Source organism: Rhodococcus sp. ACT016, from assembly GCF_050477185.1.
GTDB lineage: Bacteria > Actinomycetota > Actinomycetes > Mycobacteriales > Mycobacteriaceae > Prescottella.
On sequence record NZ_JBEAET010000001.1, the window covers coordinates 4216814 to 4232205 of the forward strand.

15 protein-coding genes are annotated in these 15392 nt (G+C 68.0%); 4 read left to right on the forward strand and 11 right to left on the reverse strand.

From position 1 onward, the window contains the following. Window positions 1-15 precede the first annotated feature (15 nt). A complete protein-coding gene (locus ACQ5DX_RS19500; protein WP_430334129.1) occupies window positions 16-951 on the forward strand; it encodes an alpha/beta hydrolase in 936 nt (311 codons plus the stop codon). A 26-nt stretch (window positions 952-977) separates the two neighbouring features. Here ACQ5DX_RS19500 and ACQ5DX_RS19505 read toward each other — a convergent pair whose 3' ends face one another. Further along, window positions 978-1682: a PadR family transcriptional regulator gene (locus tag ACQ5DX_RS19505; RefSeq protein WP_430334130.1), complete on the reverse strand. Its 705-nt coding sequence runs from the start codon at window positions 1680-1682 to the stop codon at window positions 978-980. Between the two features lie 150 nt (window positions 1683-1832). On the opposite strand from ACQ5DX_RS19505, the gene ACQ5DX_RS19510 reads away from it, so the two are divergent. Continuing rightward, the gene (locus tag ACQ5DX_RS19510; RefSeq protein WP_430334131.1) at window positions 1833-2087 is read left to right on the forward strand and encodes a hypothetical protein; all 255 of its coding nucleotides are present in this window, start codon (window positions 1833-1835) and stop codon (window positions 2085-2087) included. Between the two features lie 54 nt (window positions 2088-2141). On the opposite strand, the gene ACQ5DX_RS19515 is transcribed toward ACQ5DX_RS19510, so the two are convergent. The 10 genes from ACQ5DX_RS19515 to dnaK form a co-directional block, all read right to left on the reverse strand. Further along, window positions 2142-2843: an IclR family transcriptional regulator gene (locus ACQ5DX_RS19515; protein ID WP_430334132.1), complete on the reverse strand. Its 702-nt coding sequence runs from the start codon at window positions 2841-2843 to the stop codon at window positions 2142-2144. Between the two features lie 226 nt (window positions 2844-3069). Further along, window positions 3070-3966, reverse strand: a complete 897-nt coding sequence (locus ACQ5DX_RS19520) for a TIGR03619 family F420-dependent LLM class oxidoreductase (RefSeq protein ID WP_430334133.1) — start codon at window positions 3964-3966, stop codon at window positions 3070-3072. Between the two features lie 99 nt (window positions 3967-4065). After that, entirely contained in the window at window positions 4066-4785 is a 720-nt protein-coding gene (locus ACQ5DX_RS19525) for an ABC transporter ATP-binding protein (protein WP_430334134.1), read from the reverse strand. Next, complete coding sequence (locus tag ACQ5DX_RS19530; RefSeq protein WP_430334135.1) at window positions 4785-6608, reverse strand: ABC transporter permease subunit; 1824 nt, start codon at window positions 6606-6608, stop codon at window positions 4785-4787. The genes ACQ5DX_RS19525 and ACQ5DX_RS19530 overlap by 1 nt, the downstream gene beginning before the upstream one ends. Window positions 6609-6610: 2 nt before the next feature. Next, a complete protein-coding gene (locus ACQ5DX_RS19535) occupies window positions 6611-7468 on the reverse strand; it encodes a branched-chain amino acid ABC transporter permease (protein ID WP_430334136.1) in 858 nt (285 codons plus the stop codon). Between the two features lie 46 nt (window positions 7469-7514). After that, on the reverse strand, window positions 7515-8732 hold the full coding sequence (locus ACQ5DX_RS19540) for an ABC transporter substrate-binding protein (RefSeq protein WP_430334137.1): 1218 nt from the start codon (window positions 8730-8732) through the stop codon (window positions 7515-7517). 352 nt (window positions 8733-9084) lie between these two features. Beyond that, on the reverse strand, window positions 9085-9492 hold the full coding sequence (locus ACQ5DX_RS19545; RefSeq protein WP_430334138.1) for a heat shock protein transcriptional repressor HspR: 408 nt from the start codon (window positions 9490-9492) through the stop codon (window positions 9085-9087). Window positions 9493-9524: 32 nt separating this feature from the next. Beyond that, the gene (dnaJ, locus tag ACQ5DX_RS19550; protein ID WP_430334139.1) at window positions 9525-10691 is read right to left on the reverse strand and encodes a molecular chaperone DnaJ; all 1167 of its coding nucleotides are present in this window, start codon (window positions 10689-10691) and stop codon (window positions 9525-9527) included. A 34-nt stretch (window positions 10692-10725) separates the two neighbouring features. After that, window positions 10726-11304, reverse strand: coding sequence for a nucleotide exchange factor GrpE (grpE, locus tag ACQ5DX_RS19555; protein WP_430334140.1), 579 nt, complete (start codon window positions 11302-11304; stop codon window positions 10726-10728). After that, window positions 11301-13142: a molecular chaperone DnaK gene (gene dnaK, locus ACQ5DX_RS19560; protein WP_430334141.1), complete on the reverse strand. Its 1842-nt coding sequence runs from the start codon at window positions 13140-13142 to the stop codon at window positions 11301-11303. Before dnaK ends, grpE begins: the two co-directional genes overlap by 4 nt. A gap of 249 nt (window positions 13143-13391) precedes the next feature. Here dnaK and ACQ5DX_RS19565 point away from each other — a divergent pair, with 249 nt between their 5' ends. Together ACQ5DX_RS19565 and ACQ5DX_RS19570 are read left to right on the forward strand one after the other, a co-directional pair. Next, a complete protein-coding gene (locus ACQ5DX_RS19565; protein ID WP_430334142.1) occupies window positions 13392-13976 on the forward strand; it encodes a hypothetical protein in 585 nt (194 codons plus the stop codon). After that, window positions 13973-15388, forward strand: a complete 1416-nt coding sequence (locus ACQ5DX_RS19570) for a phytoene desaturase family protein (protein WP_430334143.1) — start codon at window positions 13973-13975, stop codon at window positions 15386-15388. Before ACQ5DX_RS19565 ends, ACQ5DX_RS19570 begins: the two co-directional genes overlap by 4 nt. The last annotated feature ends 4 nt before the right edge of the window (window positions 15389-15392 follow it).

Below are 15392 nucleotides of genomic sequence, written 5' to 3' on the forward strand. Positions count from 1 at the left end.
TCGCACAGGAGCGCCATGCAGATCGACCCCGAGGTCCAGTCGATGCTCGAGATCCTCGACGCCGGGTTCCCGCGCGTCGAGGAGATGACCGGCCCCGAGGCTCGGGCCGCGATCCGGGCCCGGCTCCAGCCGGTCGCGAATCCCGAACCGGTCGCCTCGATCCGGAACATCGAGATCGACGGACCGGCCGGACCGATCCCGGCCCGGGTGTACGAACCTGCCTCGGACGTCGCCGATCCGCGCCCGGTCGTGGTCTTCGCGCACGGCGGCGGATTCGTCTTCTGCGACCTGGACACGCATGACGGCCTGTGCCGGGCCATGGCGAACGGGATCGGCGCCGTCGTGGTGTCCGTCGACTACCGGCTCGCGCCCGAGCACCCGGCACCCGCGGCGCTCGAGGACGTCTACGCCGCGCTGGTGTGGGCGCACGCGAACTGTGCGGAGCTGAACGGAGATCCGTCCCGGATCGTCGTGGCCGGCGACAGCGCGGGTGGCAATCTCGCTGCCACCGTCGCACTGGCCGCGCGGGACCGCGGCGGGCCGGCGCTCGCCGCTCAGGCCCTGATCTACCCGGTGATCGACGACGACTTCGACACCGAGTCGTACAGGGCCTACGCGGTGGGTCACTTCAACACCCGCGCGGCGATGCGGTGGTACTGGCAGCAGTACGCGCCCGGCGGCGCCGACAGCCCGCTGATCTCCCCCGCCCGCGCCGAGACGTTGGCGGGGCTACCACCCGCCGTCGTCGTCACCGCGGGCCGCGACCCCCTCTGCTCGGAGGGCGACGGCTACGCGGCGCGACTCGCGTTCGACGGTGTGGCGACCACCCATCGCAGGTACGACGACCTCTTCCACGGGTTCATGACCGTCGCGGCCTTGTCCGCCACGCAGTTGACTCGAAAGCAGTTGTGGGAGGACCTTTCCGGGATCCTCGGCATCGACCGTCGCTGATCGGTCGCCTCGAGCGGCTCAGGCGGTCAGTTCCGCTGGCGCCGCTCGAGGCCCTCGACGAAATCCTCGACATCACGCCACGAGCCGGCCACCTCCGGAATCGGGTTGCCCAGCTCGTCACGCTCGCGCACATGGGAGAAGGTCTCGGCTGCGGCGTCGATGTCGCCGAGGATCTGGCGGGCCAGGTCGACCTCGGACTGGAAGTAGCGTTCCGCCCAGATCAGGCTCATCTTCGAAAATGCCCACGCCGGTTCACGTGTCGCATGGTCGGCGTGCAGCTTCGCGCGCTCACGCATCGACTCCATGTTCTCGATGTGCGACTGCACCAGCGCCCTGAGCTGCTCGGGCTCGTTGAGGTGCCCCATCCACAGTCGCAGCATCAGTCCGTGCTTGAGGACGGGCTGTTCCACCGGCGCGTGCAGCGACCAGTTCCGCACCGCGCGCGTCCCGCGCCCGGTGATGCGGTAGACCCGGCGGCCCCGCTCCCCCGGCTCGGACACCATCTCCGACTCGACCAGGCCGACCGCCTCGAGCTTCTTGAGTTCGGCGTAGATCTGGCTGATCGACGGGCTCCAGTAGAAGAAGCCGATGCTCCAGTCGGCCCACTTCTTGAGGTCGTAGCCGGTGAGCCCCTCACCGAGTGTCAACATGCCGAGAACCGCCCAACTGGTGGCGGGAAGGGACGGGTAGCCGTTGTCGTCGACGTCGTTGACAGGCTCGGTTCCGGACATGCCCGAAGCCTAACAGCCCAGGTAGACAGGGGTTACACACCGGTAGCACACGCCCGCTCACCGGGAGGAAAACTCCCGCTCCGTGGGAGGTTGGGCGCACGAGCGGCCGCGAGTGACTACCGTCACCAGTGGAATCAGGGAGGTCCGAACATGGAAAGCGTGCGCTGCAACAGCTGCGGCAACCGAGTCCTCGTCGAGAAGTACAGCGAGGCCCACACCAGCATCCAGTGGCTCGACGACGCCGACAGCGCGTGCCCCGAGTTCGCGGAGTCGCGGACGACCCAGGACGGCCGCGCATGGGTCCCCTCGTGCCACAAGCTGCGCGAGTCGATCGACGACCTGATCCTGTCCGGGCAGATCGGCCTGTCCCTGCGTAGCTACCCGGTGCCCGGCCGCCTCGAATGATCTGCAGGCGGGATCCCTGTCTCGGGGATCCCGCGGCGACCGATCACCCGACGGTCAGGCGGATTCCCGGACCGTTCCTGTCAGGTCCAGGAACTGGCCGATGGCAACGGCCGCCAATCGCACCGGCGCGGCGTCCCGGTCGTCGAACCGCACGCGGCTCAACGGCCCACTGATCGACAGCCCCACCTCGAGCCCGTCCAGGGATCCGACCCGGACGCCGATGCAACCGAAACTTGCGGTACAGGTCCCGAATGCGACACCGAGCGGACCGCGATCGGTGCGCCGTGCGGTCGTGAGCGCCTTGCCGATCGTCGACGACCGCGCCGGAATCCGGGTTCCCACTCTCGTCGGGATATCGGGCGCGGAGCGACCGCCGACCTTCTCGATGTAGACGACGTCGGATCCGTCGAGGACGCCCAGGTGCACTACGTGCCCGGTGGCATGGTGCAGTTCCCGCAGCAGCGGGTCCACCGCACGGTCCAGTCGATTCCGGTACAGGGCCAGGGCGCCGAACTCGACGAGCCTGTGCCCCAGTTCGTACTCGGCGCCGATCCGGCTCAGCCAGCCCATTCTCACCAGATTCTCGAGCATCCGGTGTGTGCTGGTTCTGGGAATGCCTGTGCGACGCGACAGTTCGGTGAGAGTGAGCCGTGCGGTGCCACGAAAGCTGTCGAGCAGCAACGAGAGCCGGTCGAACGTCGACGCGGGCGGGCCCTCGAGACCCTTGCCTGCACGTTCTCCAACCGAACTTGTCATCCGCCCTCCAACGATGCCTTCACGATGAGCGTGACCGCGCTGCATCGGACTGGGTCAAGCGCTTTCAGCGCACCGCAGATCGGCGACCGGCACCAGCCCTCCCGCCCAGTGAGTGGGAAGCGAGTTTTCTCGGACGCGAGGAGCAGCCCGGGCTGGCGCAGGAATTCCGAGACGGCCGCCTCGGCGGTGGCCGTCGCTCTCGGAGCCGACGGCCACCGTCGCGCATCTAGCCGACCTTCAACTCGACCGCCCAGGACAGGACCGCGTCGAGATCGTCGGCACCGATCGGCAGGGCCGACGGCCGCACGAGCACCGTGTCGACACCGGACTCCTGCGCCGCCTTCGCCGACGCGGTCATCGCGCCGAGGTCGACGCCGCCGGATCCGTCCGCGATCGTCGGCAGCATGATCTGCACCTCGGCCGACTCCGGATCACGGCCGTGCTCCACGAAACAGCCTCGCAGTAGCTCGATGCTCTCGTCGAGGCGCGGCAGGTCCGCGGGCGCCGCGGTCCACCCGTCGCCGACCCGCGCGATCCGGTCGAAGTTGCGCTTCGACGGCGCCATACCGAAGACCACCGGAACGCGCGCCTGAACCGGACGCGGCAGGCTGTAGAAGTCCGAGAACTCGAATCCCGTTCCCGCAAACGACGCCGGCGGCGCACCCCAGAGTTCGCGGCACGCAGCCATCGTCTCCTCGAGCCGGCCGAAACGACGCTCGAACGGGATCCCCGCCGCCTCGTACTCGGCCTGCTGCCAGCCCACACCCATCCCGATCCGGGTGCGGCCGCGGGACAGCACGTCCAGCGTCGCGACCTGCTTGGCGAGCAGCAGCGCCGGCCGCAGCGGGGCGACCAGCACGTACACGCCCAATTCGGTCCGCTCGGTCACCGCGGCAATCGCCGACAGCAGCGACATCGGCTCGAGCCACGAATGTTCGAGTTCGAACGGAAAGCCGTTCTCGCGCACGCGCGTCGCGTGCGCCTCGCGTGTGAAGCCGAGATGATCCGACGTCGTGATCAGGTCGACACCCCGACGGTCGGCCTCGGCCGTGAGTTCGAGCACCCCGCGGTGGTCGCCGCCGTAGAACCGCTCCGCCCCGAAGACGTCCAGCCCGATCCTCATGTGTTCCTCTCCTGTTCCTGTCCGTGAAACACCGAACGGGAGTTCACGGCACGGTTTCGCGAACGAAGCGTGCCGTGAACTCCCGTTCGACGGTATGTGTCAGACGCGACCGAAGTACGCGTCCTTGAGAACCGCGATGTCGTCGATCTCCGACGCCGGCGAGTCCATGACGACCTTGCCGATGTCGAGGACCGTGACGTGGTCGGCGACGCTCATGGCCGCCTCGACGGCCTGCTCGACGAGGAGGACGGCCAGGCCGGTCTCCTTGAGCAGCTGCACGCGCTCCATCACCTCGTTGACGATGACCGGGGCCAGACCGCCGGACGGCTCGTCGAGGAGCAGCAGCGTCGGGTTGGACATCAGCGCCGCGCCGATCGCCAGCATCTGCTGCTGACCACCGGACATCGAGCCCGCCAACAGGTTCCGCTTCTCGCCGAGGATCGGGAACATCTCGTAGATCCGCTCGACGTCGGACTTGAGCGCGCTGCGCCGCATCTTCCGGGTGTAGCCGCCGAGCAACAGGTTCTGCTCGATGGTCTGCTTGTGGAAGACGCGCTTGCCCTCCTGCACGTACGCCATCCCGCGGCGCACCCGCTGGTGCGCCGCGACCCCGGAGATGTCCTGGCCGTCCATCTCGATGGTGCCGCCGTGGACCTTGTTCAGCCCCGAGATCGCACGCAGCGTGCTGGTCTTGCCGGCACCGTTGCGCCCGAGCAACGCGGTGACCCGGCCCGGGTAGACGTCGAACGAGACATCCCAGACCACCCGCAGGTCGCCGTAACCGGACTGCAGATTCCGTACGCTCAGAACCGGTTCCATCACTTCACCTTCTCCAGCTCGGCCGCTGCTCCGCCGTCGGGGTCGACACCGAGGTACTCGCTGAGCACGCGCGGGTGGTGTTCGATCTCCTCGGGCGGACCGGAGGCGATGACCTGTCCCTGCGCCAGCACGACGATGGTGTCGGCGAGCGAGAGCACCAGGCGGAAGTTGTGCTCCACCAACAGGACCGTGGCGCCGGCGTCGCGCAGTGCCTGGATCAGCACCGACAGCCGCACGAGTTCGTCCTCGTCCATGCCGGACGCGATCTCGTCGAGCAGCAGCACGCGCGGCTCGGCGATGACGGCGCGCGCGACCTCGAGCATGCGGCGCATGCCCAGCGGCAGCGACGTCGCGACCTCGCCCTTCAGGTGCGACATGCCGACGAGCTCGAGCACCCGCTCGGCCTCCGCGATGTCCGCCTTGGCCACCTTGCGGAAGCTCGGCAGCCGGAACACCGCCGAGAGCATCGAGGCCCGGTTCGTCATGTACCGGCCCGACGCAACGGCCTCGAGCACCGTGACGTTCTCGGGGATGTTCGGGGTCTGGAACGTGCGGGCCACACCCTCACGCGCCACCCGGTGCGACGAGAACTTCTGGACCTCGGTGTCGCCGATGACGATGCGTCCCGCATCCGCGGTGTAGAAGCCGCAGATCATGTTCAGCATGGTCGTCTTGCCGGAACCGTTGGGACCGATCAGCGCGGTGACCTTGCCCGCCTCTGCACGCAGTGTCGCCGACTTCAGAGCCTGGTTGCCGCCGAACGCCTTCGAGATGCCGTCCACCTCGAGGGTGGAGCCGGCAATGGGCGCCACGACGGGTACCTCGTTCGGATCGCGCGGTTCCGGTCGCTCCGCCACCCCGATGCCGGCCTTGCGGTCGAGTCGGGTTGCCAGGTTCCGGAAGACCTTGGTGAGGCCGCCCGAGAGCAGCACGCCGCCGAGGATGAGGAAACCGCCGTAGAACAGCAGCGAGTACTCCTGGAACGCGGTCGACTGGTTGGGGCCGAACTGCATGATGGCCGCACCGATCACCGCGCCGTACACGCTGGCCGAACCGCCGAGGATCGACGCCGCCAGCACCGCGGTCGCGAACGTGAACCCGAACGCCTCGGGGGCGATGAACAGGTCGGTGTTCGCGAACAGCGCACCCGCGAGGCCCGCGGGCAGGGCGCCGATCGCGTAGCCGAGCAGCTTCATCCGGAAGACCGACACGCCCTGGGACTGGGCGAGCACCGGCGACTGCTTGAGCGTGCGGAACGCGATGCCGTGGCGCGACACCACGAGGTTGCGCATCACCACGAACCACAGGATCGTCACACCCACGACGAGGTAGTAGAAGTCCTTGTCGATGTCCTGCCCGAACAGGGTCGGCGGCTCCATGCCGGACAGGCCGTTACGGCCACCGGTCTTGCCACCGAAGATCGCCAGGATGTCGGGCACCAACAGGATCAGGAAGAACGACGTCATCGCGAGCGACCAACTACCCAGTCGCAGACCGGGAATGCCGGTGAGAATGCCCACCACGAGCGCGACCGCACCCGCCGCAACCAGCTGCAGCAGGATCTCGGTGTGCCCGGCCTGCGACATCAGACCGGCCGTGTAGGCGCCGGCCGCATACATCGCAGCCTGGCCGAGCGCGAGTTCACCCGCATAGCCGAGGCTGAGGTTCAGGCCACTGACGACGAGCGCCAGGATGCACGCGAGCTGGAGCTGACGCGTGTTGGTCGCGTCCATGCCGAGCATCGGCGCGAAGAACACCACCGCACCGAACACGAGCGCGAAGATCCAACTGGGGATCGCGCGGAGAGTTCGCCAGATCTGCATGGCTACACCACCCGTTCTTTCACCGTGCCGAACAATCCGGCCGGCTTGACCATCAGGATGACGATCAGCACCACGAACACCGCGATGTTGCTGTACTGACTTCCGAACCACAGCGCGGTGAACGATTCGACCAGGCCGACGGTCAGACCGCCGATCAGCGCACCCGGCAGCGAACCGAAGCCGCCGATGGCCAGGGCCACGAAGCCCTTGAGTGCCAGCGCGGCACCGAGGGTCGCGACCGCAAAGGTCTTGGGGCCGACGAACAAGCCCAGCACACCCGCGAGCGCACCGGAGAACGCGAACGCGCCCATCGCGATTCGGCTCACGTTGACGCCACGGAGCATCGCGGCCTCACGGTCCTCGGAGACGCCCATGAGGGCCAGACCGGTCATGGTCCGCTTGCTGAGCTGTCCAAGCCCGATCACGAGCACGATCGACAGGACCAGCAGCGCGATCTCGACCGGGTACGTGCGCCCACCGAGGATGGTGATCGGATCGTTGGATCCGAAGAACGGAACCGTGAGCGGCTCACTGCCCCAGATCAGCTGCGTCGCACCGTTGAGCAGCGTCGCCACGCCCAATGTCGTGACGAGTTGGTTCTGGTGGTCGGCAACCGGTCTGATCGCGACCACCTCCTCGACGGCCGCGAGGATCATCACCGTCACGGTCGCCATGACGGCGACCACGAGCACGGGCAGCTTCAGGGTCACCAGGCCCGTGTAGGCCACGAAGGTGCCCACCATCATCAACTGCGCCTGCGCGAAGTTGAACGTGTTCGACGAGACGAACACGATGTTGTACCCGATCGCGACGAGTACGTAGACAGCGCCGAGGGCGAGTCCCGACCACAGAATCGTCACTGCGAGAACCTCCTTCGCGTCGTGTTGGGAACGATGATCACTGACCTCATGCCTGCGGGTTGCCGAACTGGCCGTTGACGACCTTGGTGGGCGCGATGAACTTCATCTCGTCCTGCGTCGGGTTGGGGCCGTGGTTGTCGGCGGTGAAGTTGTAGCGCGACAGGAAGGCGGTCTTGGCGTTCTCCTGGACCGCTGCGGTCTCGAGTGCCTCGGCCAGCTTCTCGGCGTCGGTGGTGGTGCCGGCCTTCTCCGCGGCCGCGGCGACGAGCGGGAAGGCGTCGTAGTTGTCGGCGATGATCAGCGTCGACGAGATGGTGCCCAGCGAGGCCATGGTGTCGACCATCTGGTTCACGGCCGCGTTGTTCGGGTCGTAGACGGTGCTCGTGAAGACCTGCGAGACGAGGTTCTTCACCTCAGGAGTGCCCAGCACACCGTTCGGCGGCTCGTTGGCGACGAGGCTGGTGCTCGACACCGAGGTGTTGCCGATCAGCGGCACGTCCCAGCCCAGGCGCTGCATGCTCTGCAGGACGTATCCCAGCGGCGCGCCGTACGCGTCGAGAGCGAGCGCCTTGGCGCCGGCGTTCTTGAGCGACTGCAGCTGCGCGGTCATGTCGAGCGCGGTGGCCTCGTACTCCTCGTTGCCGGCCTGCTTCAGACCTGCCGTCTCGAGAGCCGACGTCATCTCCTTGCCGAACAGCTCGCCGTAGGCGGTGCTGCCGTGGATGACGCCGATATCGTTGTAGCCCTTCTCCTTCGCGTAGCCGACGATGCCGCGCGCGTTGTCGCCGGCCCCGGGCGCGAGGTCGAAGTTGAGCGGGAACTTCGACGGGTCCGTCGAATCCGGCGTCGGCGCGACGTTGAACGACAGGATCTTGTTCTGCTTGAGGATCGGCAGGACGGCGGCGCCGACGGACGACGGCCCGGAGTTCAGAACCAGGTCGGGCTTCTGCTTGTTGATGGCCTCGCGCACCTTGGTGACAGCAATCGTGGCGTCACCGGCGTCGTCGACGACGGTCAGTTCGATCTGACGGCCACCGATGCCACCGGCCTCGTTCTGCACCTGCACGCCGGCCTTGGTCGCCAGGATCGACGTCTGCGCATTGGCGGCGAGCACGCCCTGCGCGCTGATGCCGCCGGTGACGAGGACGCGGTACGGCTGATCGGCACCGCCGGCCTCAGCGGAGTCGGCACTGCTGCACCCCGCGAGAGTCAGAACAGACGCTGCAGCAACCGCTGCAACGACAACTGGACGCCGATTTCCCATGACTGCCCTCCTAGGACACGCGATAACGCCTCGAACCAAGCACTAGCTTGGTTCATCTGAACACAAGAAGGCCCAGGTCAAAGCGGAAAACCCGAGGGCCTACCCGCCTGCTGGACACATTCAAACCAAACAAATGCTCGATCCACCAAGCACTTGCTCGATCGGGAGCATATGGGTGTGACGCAGATAACGTCAACAGAGCCCCCCGTAGGACGGGAAACTCGACGAAACAAGATCACGCCTGGTAGTCTCCCGCCGCCCAAAAACCACGAACGGGAATTCACGGCACGCTTTCGGTCGCGAAGCGTGCCGTGAATTCCCGTTCAGGGCTTGGCTATGGGGTTGGCTGCGGTCAGCGCTCGTTGCGCGGCTTCCATACGACGATGGCGTTGCTGCGCGGAATGGGGACGAGCTCACGGCGGTAGCTGGCGTGGATCTGGGCGATCTCGGCGGCCAGTTCGTCGATGCGGTTCTGCAGTGCCTCGACCTGGTTGGTCAGTTCGATGATGCGCTTGATACCGGCGAGGTTGACGCCCTCGTCCTGGGACAGGCGCTGCACCTCACGCAGCAGCGCCACGTCCCGCGGTGAGTATCGGCGTCCACCACCGGTCGTGCGGTGGGGGGTGACCAGCCCGAGCCGGTCGTAGTTACGCAGCGTCTGCGCATGCATGCCGGCCAGTTCGGCGGCCACCGAGATGACGAACACCCGCGCGTCGGGGTCCGTTGGGCCCTCCGACTGCTTGCGTGGCTTGTCGCTCATGATGGTTCACCCGTTCGATCGGTTCGGGCCCGTCAGGCTCCGGCCCATCCTGCCCGCGGATCGAATCCGCTGGCCTTCTCCGCCTCCAGGTACGCCTGGAGTGCCTCCGTGGCGGGATCGTCGAGCTTCTGCGGCACCGCCACCTTCACGGTGACGAGCAGATCGCCGGCTCCTCCGCCGCGCTTGGGCACACCACGCCCTCGCACCCTCAGAATTCGTCCGTCCGCCGTTCCGGCCGGAACCTTCACGCCCACACGGCCGTCCAGCGTCGGCACCGACACCGTTGTGCCGAGAACGAGTTCTCCGTAGCTAACCGGCACCACGACAGTCAGGTCGTCGCCGTTGCGCCCGAAGACCTTGTCGGGGCGGACGTGCACGGTGACGTACAGGTCGCCGGACGGCGCCCCGCGCAGCCCCGCCTCGCCCTGTCCGGCGAGACGGATCTTGGTGCCGTCGCTGACGCCGGACGGCACGCGAACCGTGATCGTTCGGGAGCGGTTGGTGACACCGTTGCCGTGGCAGTCGCCGCACGGCTCGTCGATGATCGACCCGGTGCCGCGGCAGTCGTCGCACGGCTCGCTGAAGCCGAACGCCCCCTGGTTGCGGCTGACGATGCCGGTTCCGTTGCAGCGCGGGCACACCCGAGGACTGGTTCCGGGCTTGGCACCGCTGCCGTGACAGGTCGTGCACGGCGACGGGCTGGTCAGTCGCAGCGGGACGGTGACACCCTGTGCCGCCTCACGGAACTCGAGCGTCGTCTCGGTCTCGACGTCGCTGCCGCGACGCGGACGCGAACTCGTCGCCGTGCTCCGTCCACCGCCCCGATTGAACAGGCCGCCGAAGATGTCGCCGATTCCGCCGTCGCCGCCGGCTCCACCACCGAAGAGGTCACCGATGTCGAATCCGCCACCGAAACCTGTGCCGCCGGTGGTGTATCCGGCACCGGGGCCGAAGCCGCCGCTCGCGAACAAGCGGCGGGCCTCGTCGTACTCCTTGCGCTTCGCGGGGTTCGAGAGGACGGCGTACGCCTCACTGACCGCCTTGAAACGCTCCTCCGCATTGGTGTCGCCGGGGTTGGCGTCGGGATGCAGTTGCGGCGCCAGCTTGCGATACGCCTTCTTGATCTCGTCGGCGGAGGCGCCGGAGGTGACGCCCAGCTCCTTGTAGAAGTCCTTCTCGATCCACTCCCGTTGGCTCACTGGGCGTCTCCTCCTTTCGTCGTTTCCTGTTTAACTACTCGGCCACCACATCGGACGCAGGCTCGCCGTTGGTGACGGTCACCATCGCCGTCCGGAGAACCCGGTCACCGAGGCGGTAACCCTTGCGCAGCACCGCGCCGAGGACGGGGTTGTCGCCGTCACCCTCCATCTGCACGGCCTCGTGCAGATCCGGAGTGAACGCGTCACCCTCCTCGCCGAACCCGGCGAGGCCGACTCCGTCGAGGATGCCGGACAGCTTGTCCGACAGCGCCTTCATCGGCCCGGACTCGAGGTCCCCGTGGGCGCGGGCCCGGTCGAGATCGTCGACCAGGTCGAGGAACTTGCCGACCACCGCGACCCGCTCGTCCTCGACGGCCCGGTCGATCCGGGCCAGCGCGTTGCGGCGGATGTTGGCGATCTCGGCCTTCGCGTAGCCCAGTTCGGTCTCGAACTGGTCCCGCTCGGCGGTGACCTTGGTCAGCTCGTCCGGCTCGGCGGCACCGGCCTCGGCCGCCTCCTCGGAGGCGGCCGAGACGGTGTCGTCGGCGTCGAAGGGATCGACGACCTTGCCGTCGGTGATCACGGGATCACGATCGGAATTCTCGGCTGTCACTTCTTGTCCTGATCGGTCGGCTCGTCGACCACCTCGGCGTCGACGACGTTCGGATCGGTCGGGCCGGCGCCGTCCCCGGACGCCGCAGCGTCAGCGGCCTGTGCGTCGTAGATCGCCTGGCCGAGAGCCTGCGACTCGGTCGACAGCTTCTCGACCGCGGACTTCACGGCGGCGAGATCGGTGCCGGCGAGGGCCGTCTTGACCTCGGTGACCGCGGCCTCGACCTTGTCCTTGACGTCGGCCGGGACCTTGTCCTCGTTGTCCTTGATGAACTTCTCGGTCTGGTGCACCAGCGAGTCGGCCTGGTTGCGGACCTCGGCCTCCTCGCGGCGGGCCTTGTCCTCCTCGGCGTGCGCCTCGGCGTCCTTGACCATCCGGTCGATCTCCTCCTTGGACAGGCCGGAGCCGTCCTGGATCTTGATCGTGTTCTCCTTGCCGGTGCCCTTGTCCTTGGCCGTCACGTGGACGATGCCGTTGGCGTCGATGTCGAAGGTGACCTCGATCTGCGGCACGCCACGCGGGGCCGGCGGGATGCCCGACAGCTCGAACGATCCGAGCAGCTTGTTGTGCGACGCGATCTCGCGCTCACCCTGGAACACCTGGATCTGCACCGACGGCTGGTTGTCGTCCGCCGTGGTGAAGGTCTCGCTGCGCTTGGTCGGGATCGTGGTGTTGCGCTCGATGAGCTTGGTCATCACGCCACCCTTGGTCTCGATACCGAGGGACAGCGGGGTGACGTCGAGCAGCAGAACGTCCTTGACCTCGCCCTTGAGGACGCCGGCCTGCAGGGCGGCGCCGACGGCGACGACCTCGTCCGGGTTCACGCCCTTGTTGGGCTCACGGCCACCGGTGAGCTCGCGGACCAGGTCGGAGACGGCGGGCATACGGGTCGAGCCACCGACGAGCACGACGTGGTCGATGTCCTTGACGGCGATGCCGGCGTCCTTGACGACCTGCTGGAACGGCGCGCGGGTGCGGTCCAGCAGATCCGAGGTGATCTTCTGGAACTCGCTGCGGGACAGCTGCTCGTCGAGGAACAGCGGGTTCTTGTCCGCGTCGACCGTGATGTAGGGCAGGTTGATGGAGGTGCTCTGCGAGCTGGACAGCTCGATCTTCGCCTTCTCCGCAGCCTCGCGCAGACGCTGCAGGGCCATCTTGTCCTTGGTCAGGTCGATGCCGTTCTGCGCCTTGAACTTGTCGACGAGCCACGACACGACGCGCTCGTCCCAGTCGTCGCCACCGAGGTGGTTGTCACCGGAGGTCGCACGGACCTCGACGACACCGTCGCCGATCTCGAGCAGGGACACGTCGAAGGTGCCGCCACCGAGGTCGAAGACCAGGATGGTCTGTTCCTTCTCGCCCTTGTCCAGGCCGTACGCGAGCGCGGCCGCGGTGGGCTCGTTGACGATGCGCAGGACGTTCAGACCCGCGATCTGGCCGGCCTCCTTGGTGGCCTGACGCTGCGAGTCCTCGAAGTACGCGGGGACGGTGATGACGGCGTCGGTGATCTCCTCACCGAGGTACGCCTCGGCGTCACGCTTGAGCTTCATCAGCGTGCGGGCGCTGATCTCCTGCGGCGTGTACTTCTTGTCGTCGATGCCGACGGTCCAGTCGGTGCCGATGTGGCGCTTGACCGAGCGGATGGTGCGGTCGACGTTGGTGACCGCCTGGTTCTTGGCGGGCTGACCGACGAGCACTTCACCGTTCTTGGCGAAGGCCACGACGGACGGGGTGGTGCGCGAGCCCTCGGAGTTGGCGACCACCACAGCTTCGCCGCCTTCGAGCACAGACACGACCGAGTTGGTGGTCCCGAGGTCGATTCCGACCGCACGAGCCATAGTGATCCCTCACTTCCCTCTTTGCAGCTTCGTGAGCTGCAGTTTCGCTTCCATACGCTGAGCTGATGAACCTCAGGTGAGCGTATCGGGCTCAAGTTTGCATCCCACCTCGATCGGTGTCAATTCCAAACTTGAGTCGAACCCACTCAGGTTCTCGAAAGGCTCAACGGGTGGGAATGCGAGATTGTTCCCGGGTCGCCGAACTCCCGAAACTCACGGCGACGGCCGCCCAGTCGATACGATTTCGACGTGGACACCGTCGGCGAACACGAGTCACCGGGTCCGGGGGCACCGCACCGTCCCCGACCGCCGCGACCCGACGTCGTCGTCGCTCCCCTGCACGTGACCACGCCGGGCCCCGGTCCCGTGCCGCGGACCCTGACCGCGGCGCTCACGGCGTGGGCGGCATCGTTCGCCGTCTTCGCCGCGCTGGCCGCGGTCCTCACCTTCGACTACCAGGCCGTGGCCGACGCTCTCGCCGCGGGCATGTCAACCCGCAACCCGACGGCCGATCCCACCGCGGTGGACCAGGCGGCGGCACTCAGCATGCTCGGCGTCGGGGGCGTCGGGATGCTGCTCGTACTGGCCGCGCTGTTCGCGATCGCGCGCCTGCGCCCCGGGCGCGCACGCGCCCGGATGTGGCTCGCCGTCGTCGGCGCACTGACCGTCGTCGCATCCGTGACCGCCTGGAACCTCCTGTCCGACGCCGGGAACATCGCGGTCGGGCTCCTCACCTGGGGCCCGCTGCTGCAGGCCGCCCTGGTCGTCGTCGGCACGGCACTGCTGTTCGCGCCCTCGGCGTCCGGATGGCTGCACCGGAGGGGTACCTCGTGACCGATGCCATCGTCGTCGGCGCCGGCCCCAACGGGCTGGCTGCCGCGGTGACCCTCGCGCTTCGCGGTGTCTCGGTCACCGTCTACGAGGCCGCCGACACCATCGGCGGCGGCACCCGGACCACCGAGCGGATCGTGCCGGGACTGCTGCACGACGACTGTTCCGCCGTGCATCCGATGGGCGTGGCGTCGCCGTTCTTCCGATCCCTGGATCTGACGTCCCACGGGCTCGAGTGGTGCCACCCGGAAGTCGATCTCGCGCACCCGCTCGACGACGCCGTCGCGGGCATGTTCACCCGGTCGCTCGCGCAGACGACGGATCGACTCGGCCCCGACGGACCGGCGTGGCGACGACTGTTCGCGCCGCTCACCGGGCACTTCGACGACCTCGCGGGCGAGATTCTGCGCCCCATCGCACACGTGCCGAAACACCCGATCTCGTTGGTGCGCTTCGGGATCAGCGCGCTGACTCCGGCGACACTCACCGCGCGACGCTGGCGGACCGAGCAGGCCCGGGCACTGTTCGGCGGCGTCGCGGCACACGCCTTCTACCCGCTGACCAGGCCGACGACGTCGGCGGCGGGGCTGCTCATGCTCGCGGCCGGGCACCGATACGGGTGGCCCGTCGCGCGTGGCGGCTCGCGGTCGATCGCCGACGCGCTCGCGTCGTTGCTGCGGGCCCACGGGGGCCGCATCGAGACCGGCCGGCGCGTCCGATCCCTCGGGGAACTACCGCGCGCCGACGTCACGATGCTCGACCTGTCGCCGACGGGTGTGGCCGACCTGGCCGGAAACCGGTTGCCGGCCAGGGTGGCCCGCGCCTACAGCCGGTACCGGTACGGGCCGGCCGCGTTCAAGCTCGATCTGGCGGTCGAGGGCGGCATCCCGTGGCGGGACGACGCGTGCCGCCGGGCCGGAACGGTCCACCTGGGCGGCACGCTCGACGAGATCGTCGCCACCGAACGGGCCCTGCACCGCGGCCGGATGCCGGAGCGCCCCTTCGTGCTGATCGGTCAGCAGTACCTGGCCGACCCGTCCCGCTCGGCCGGCAACGTGCACCCGGTGTGGGCGTACGCCCATGTGCCACACGGGTACACCGGTGACGCAACCGAGGCGATCCTGCGGCAGATCGAACGCTTCGCGCCGCGAACCCGCGAGCGCATCGTCGGCACGTTCAGCCGCTCGGCGGTCGAAATGCCCGTCTACAACCCGAACTACGTGGGCGGCGACATCGCGTCCGGCGCCAACGACCCCGTGCAGATGCTGGCCCGGCCGCGGATCGCACTCGACCCCTACTCCACCGGGATCCCCGGCGTCTACATCTGTTCCGCCTCGACACCGCCCGGCGGGGGCGTGCACGGAATGGGCGGCTACAACGCGGCCCGCTCCGCGTTGCGGCGGCTCGAGTGCTAGGCCC

Coding starts and splice junctions, on each gene's coding strand:
- dnaK (WP_430334141.1), bottom strand. CDS start 13,142: ATGGCTCGTGCGGTCGGAATCGACCTCGGGACCACCAACTCGGTCGTG.
- ACQ5DX_RS19500 (WP_430334129.1), top strand. CDS start 16: ATGCAGATCGACCCCGAGGTCCAGTCGATGCTCGAGATCCTCGACGCC.
- ACQ5DX_RS19530 (WP_430334135.1), bottom strand. CDS start 6,608: ATGCAGATCTGGCGAACTCTCCGCGCGATCCCCAGTTGGATCTTCGCG.
- ACQ5DX_RS19505 (WP_430334130.1), bottom strand. CDS start 1,682: ATGTCCGGAACCGAGCCTGTCAACGACGTCGACGACAACGGCTACCCG.
- ACQ5DX_RS19510 (WP_430334131.1), top strand. CDS start 1,833: ATGGAAAGCGTGCGCTGCAACAGCTGCGGCAACCGAGTCCTCGTCGAG.
- ACQ5DX_RS19520 (WP_430334133.1), bottom strand. CDS start 3,966: ATGAGGATCGGGCTGGACGTCTTCGGGGCGGAGCGGTTCTACGGCGGC.
- ACQ5DX_RS19515 (WP_430334132.1), bottom strand. CDS start 2,843: ATGACAAGTTCGGTTGGAGAACGTGCAGGCAAGGGTCTCGAGGGCCCG.
- ACQ5DX_RS19525 (WP_430334134.1), bottom strand. CDS start 4,785: ATGGAACCGGTTCTGAGCGTACGGAATCTGCAGTCCGGTTACGGCGAC.
- ACQ5DX_RS19540 (WP_430334137.1), bottom strand. CDS start 8,732: ATGGGAAATCGGCGTCCAGTTGTCGTTGCAGCGGTTGCTGCAGCGTCT.
- ACQ5DX_RS19545 (WP_430334138.1), bottom strand. CDS start 9,492: ATGAGCGACAAGCCACGCAAGCAGTCGGAGGGCCCAACGGACCCCGAC.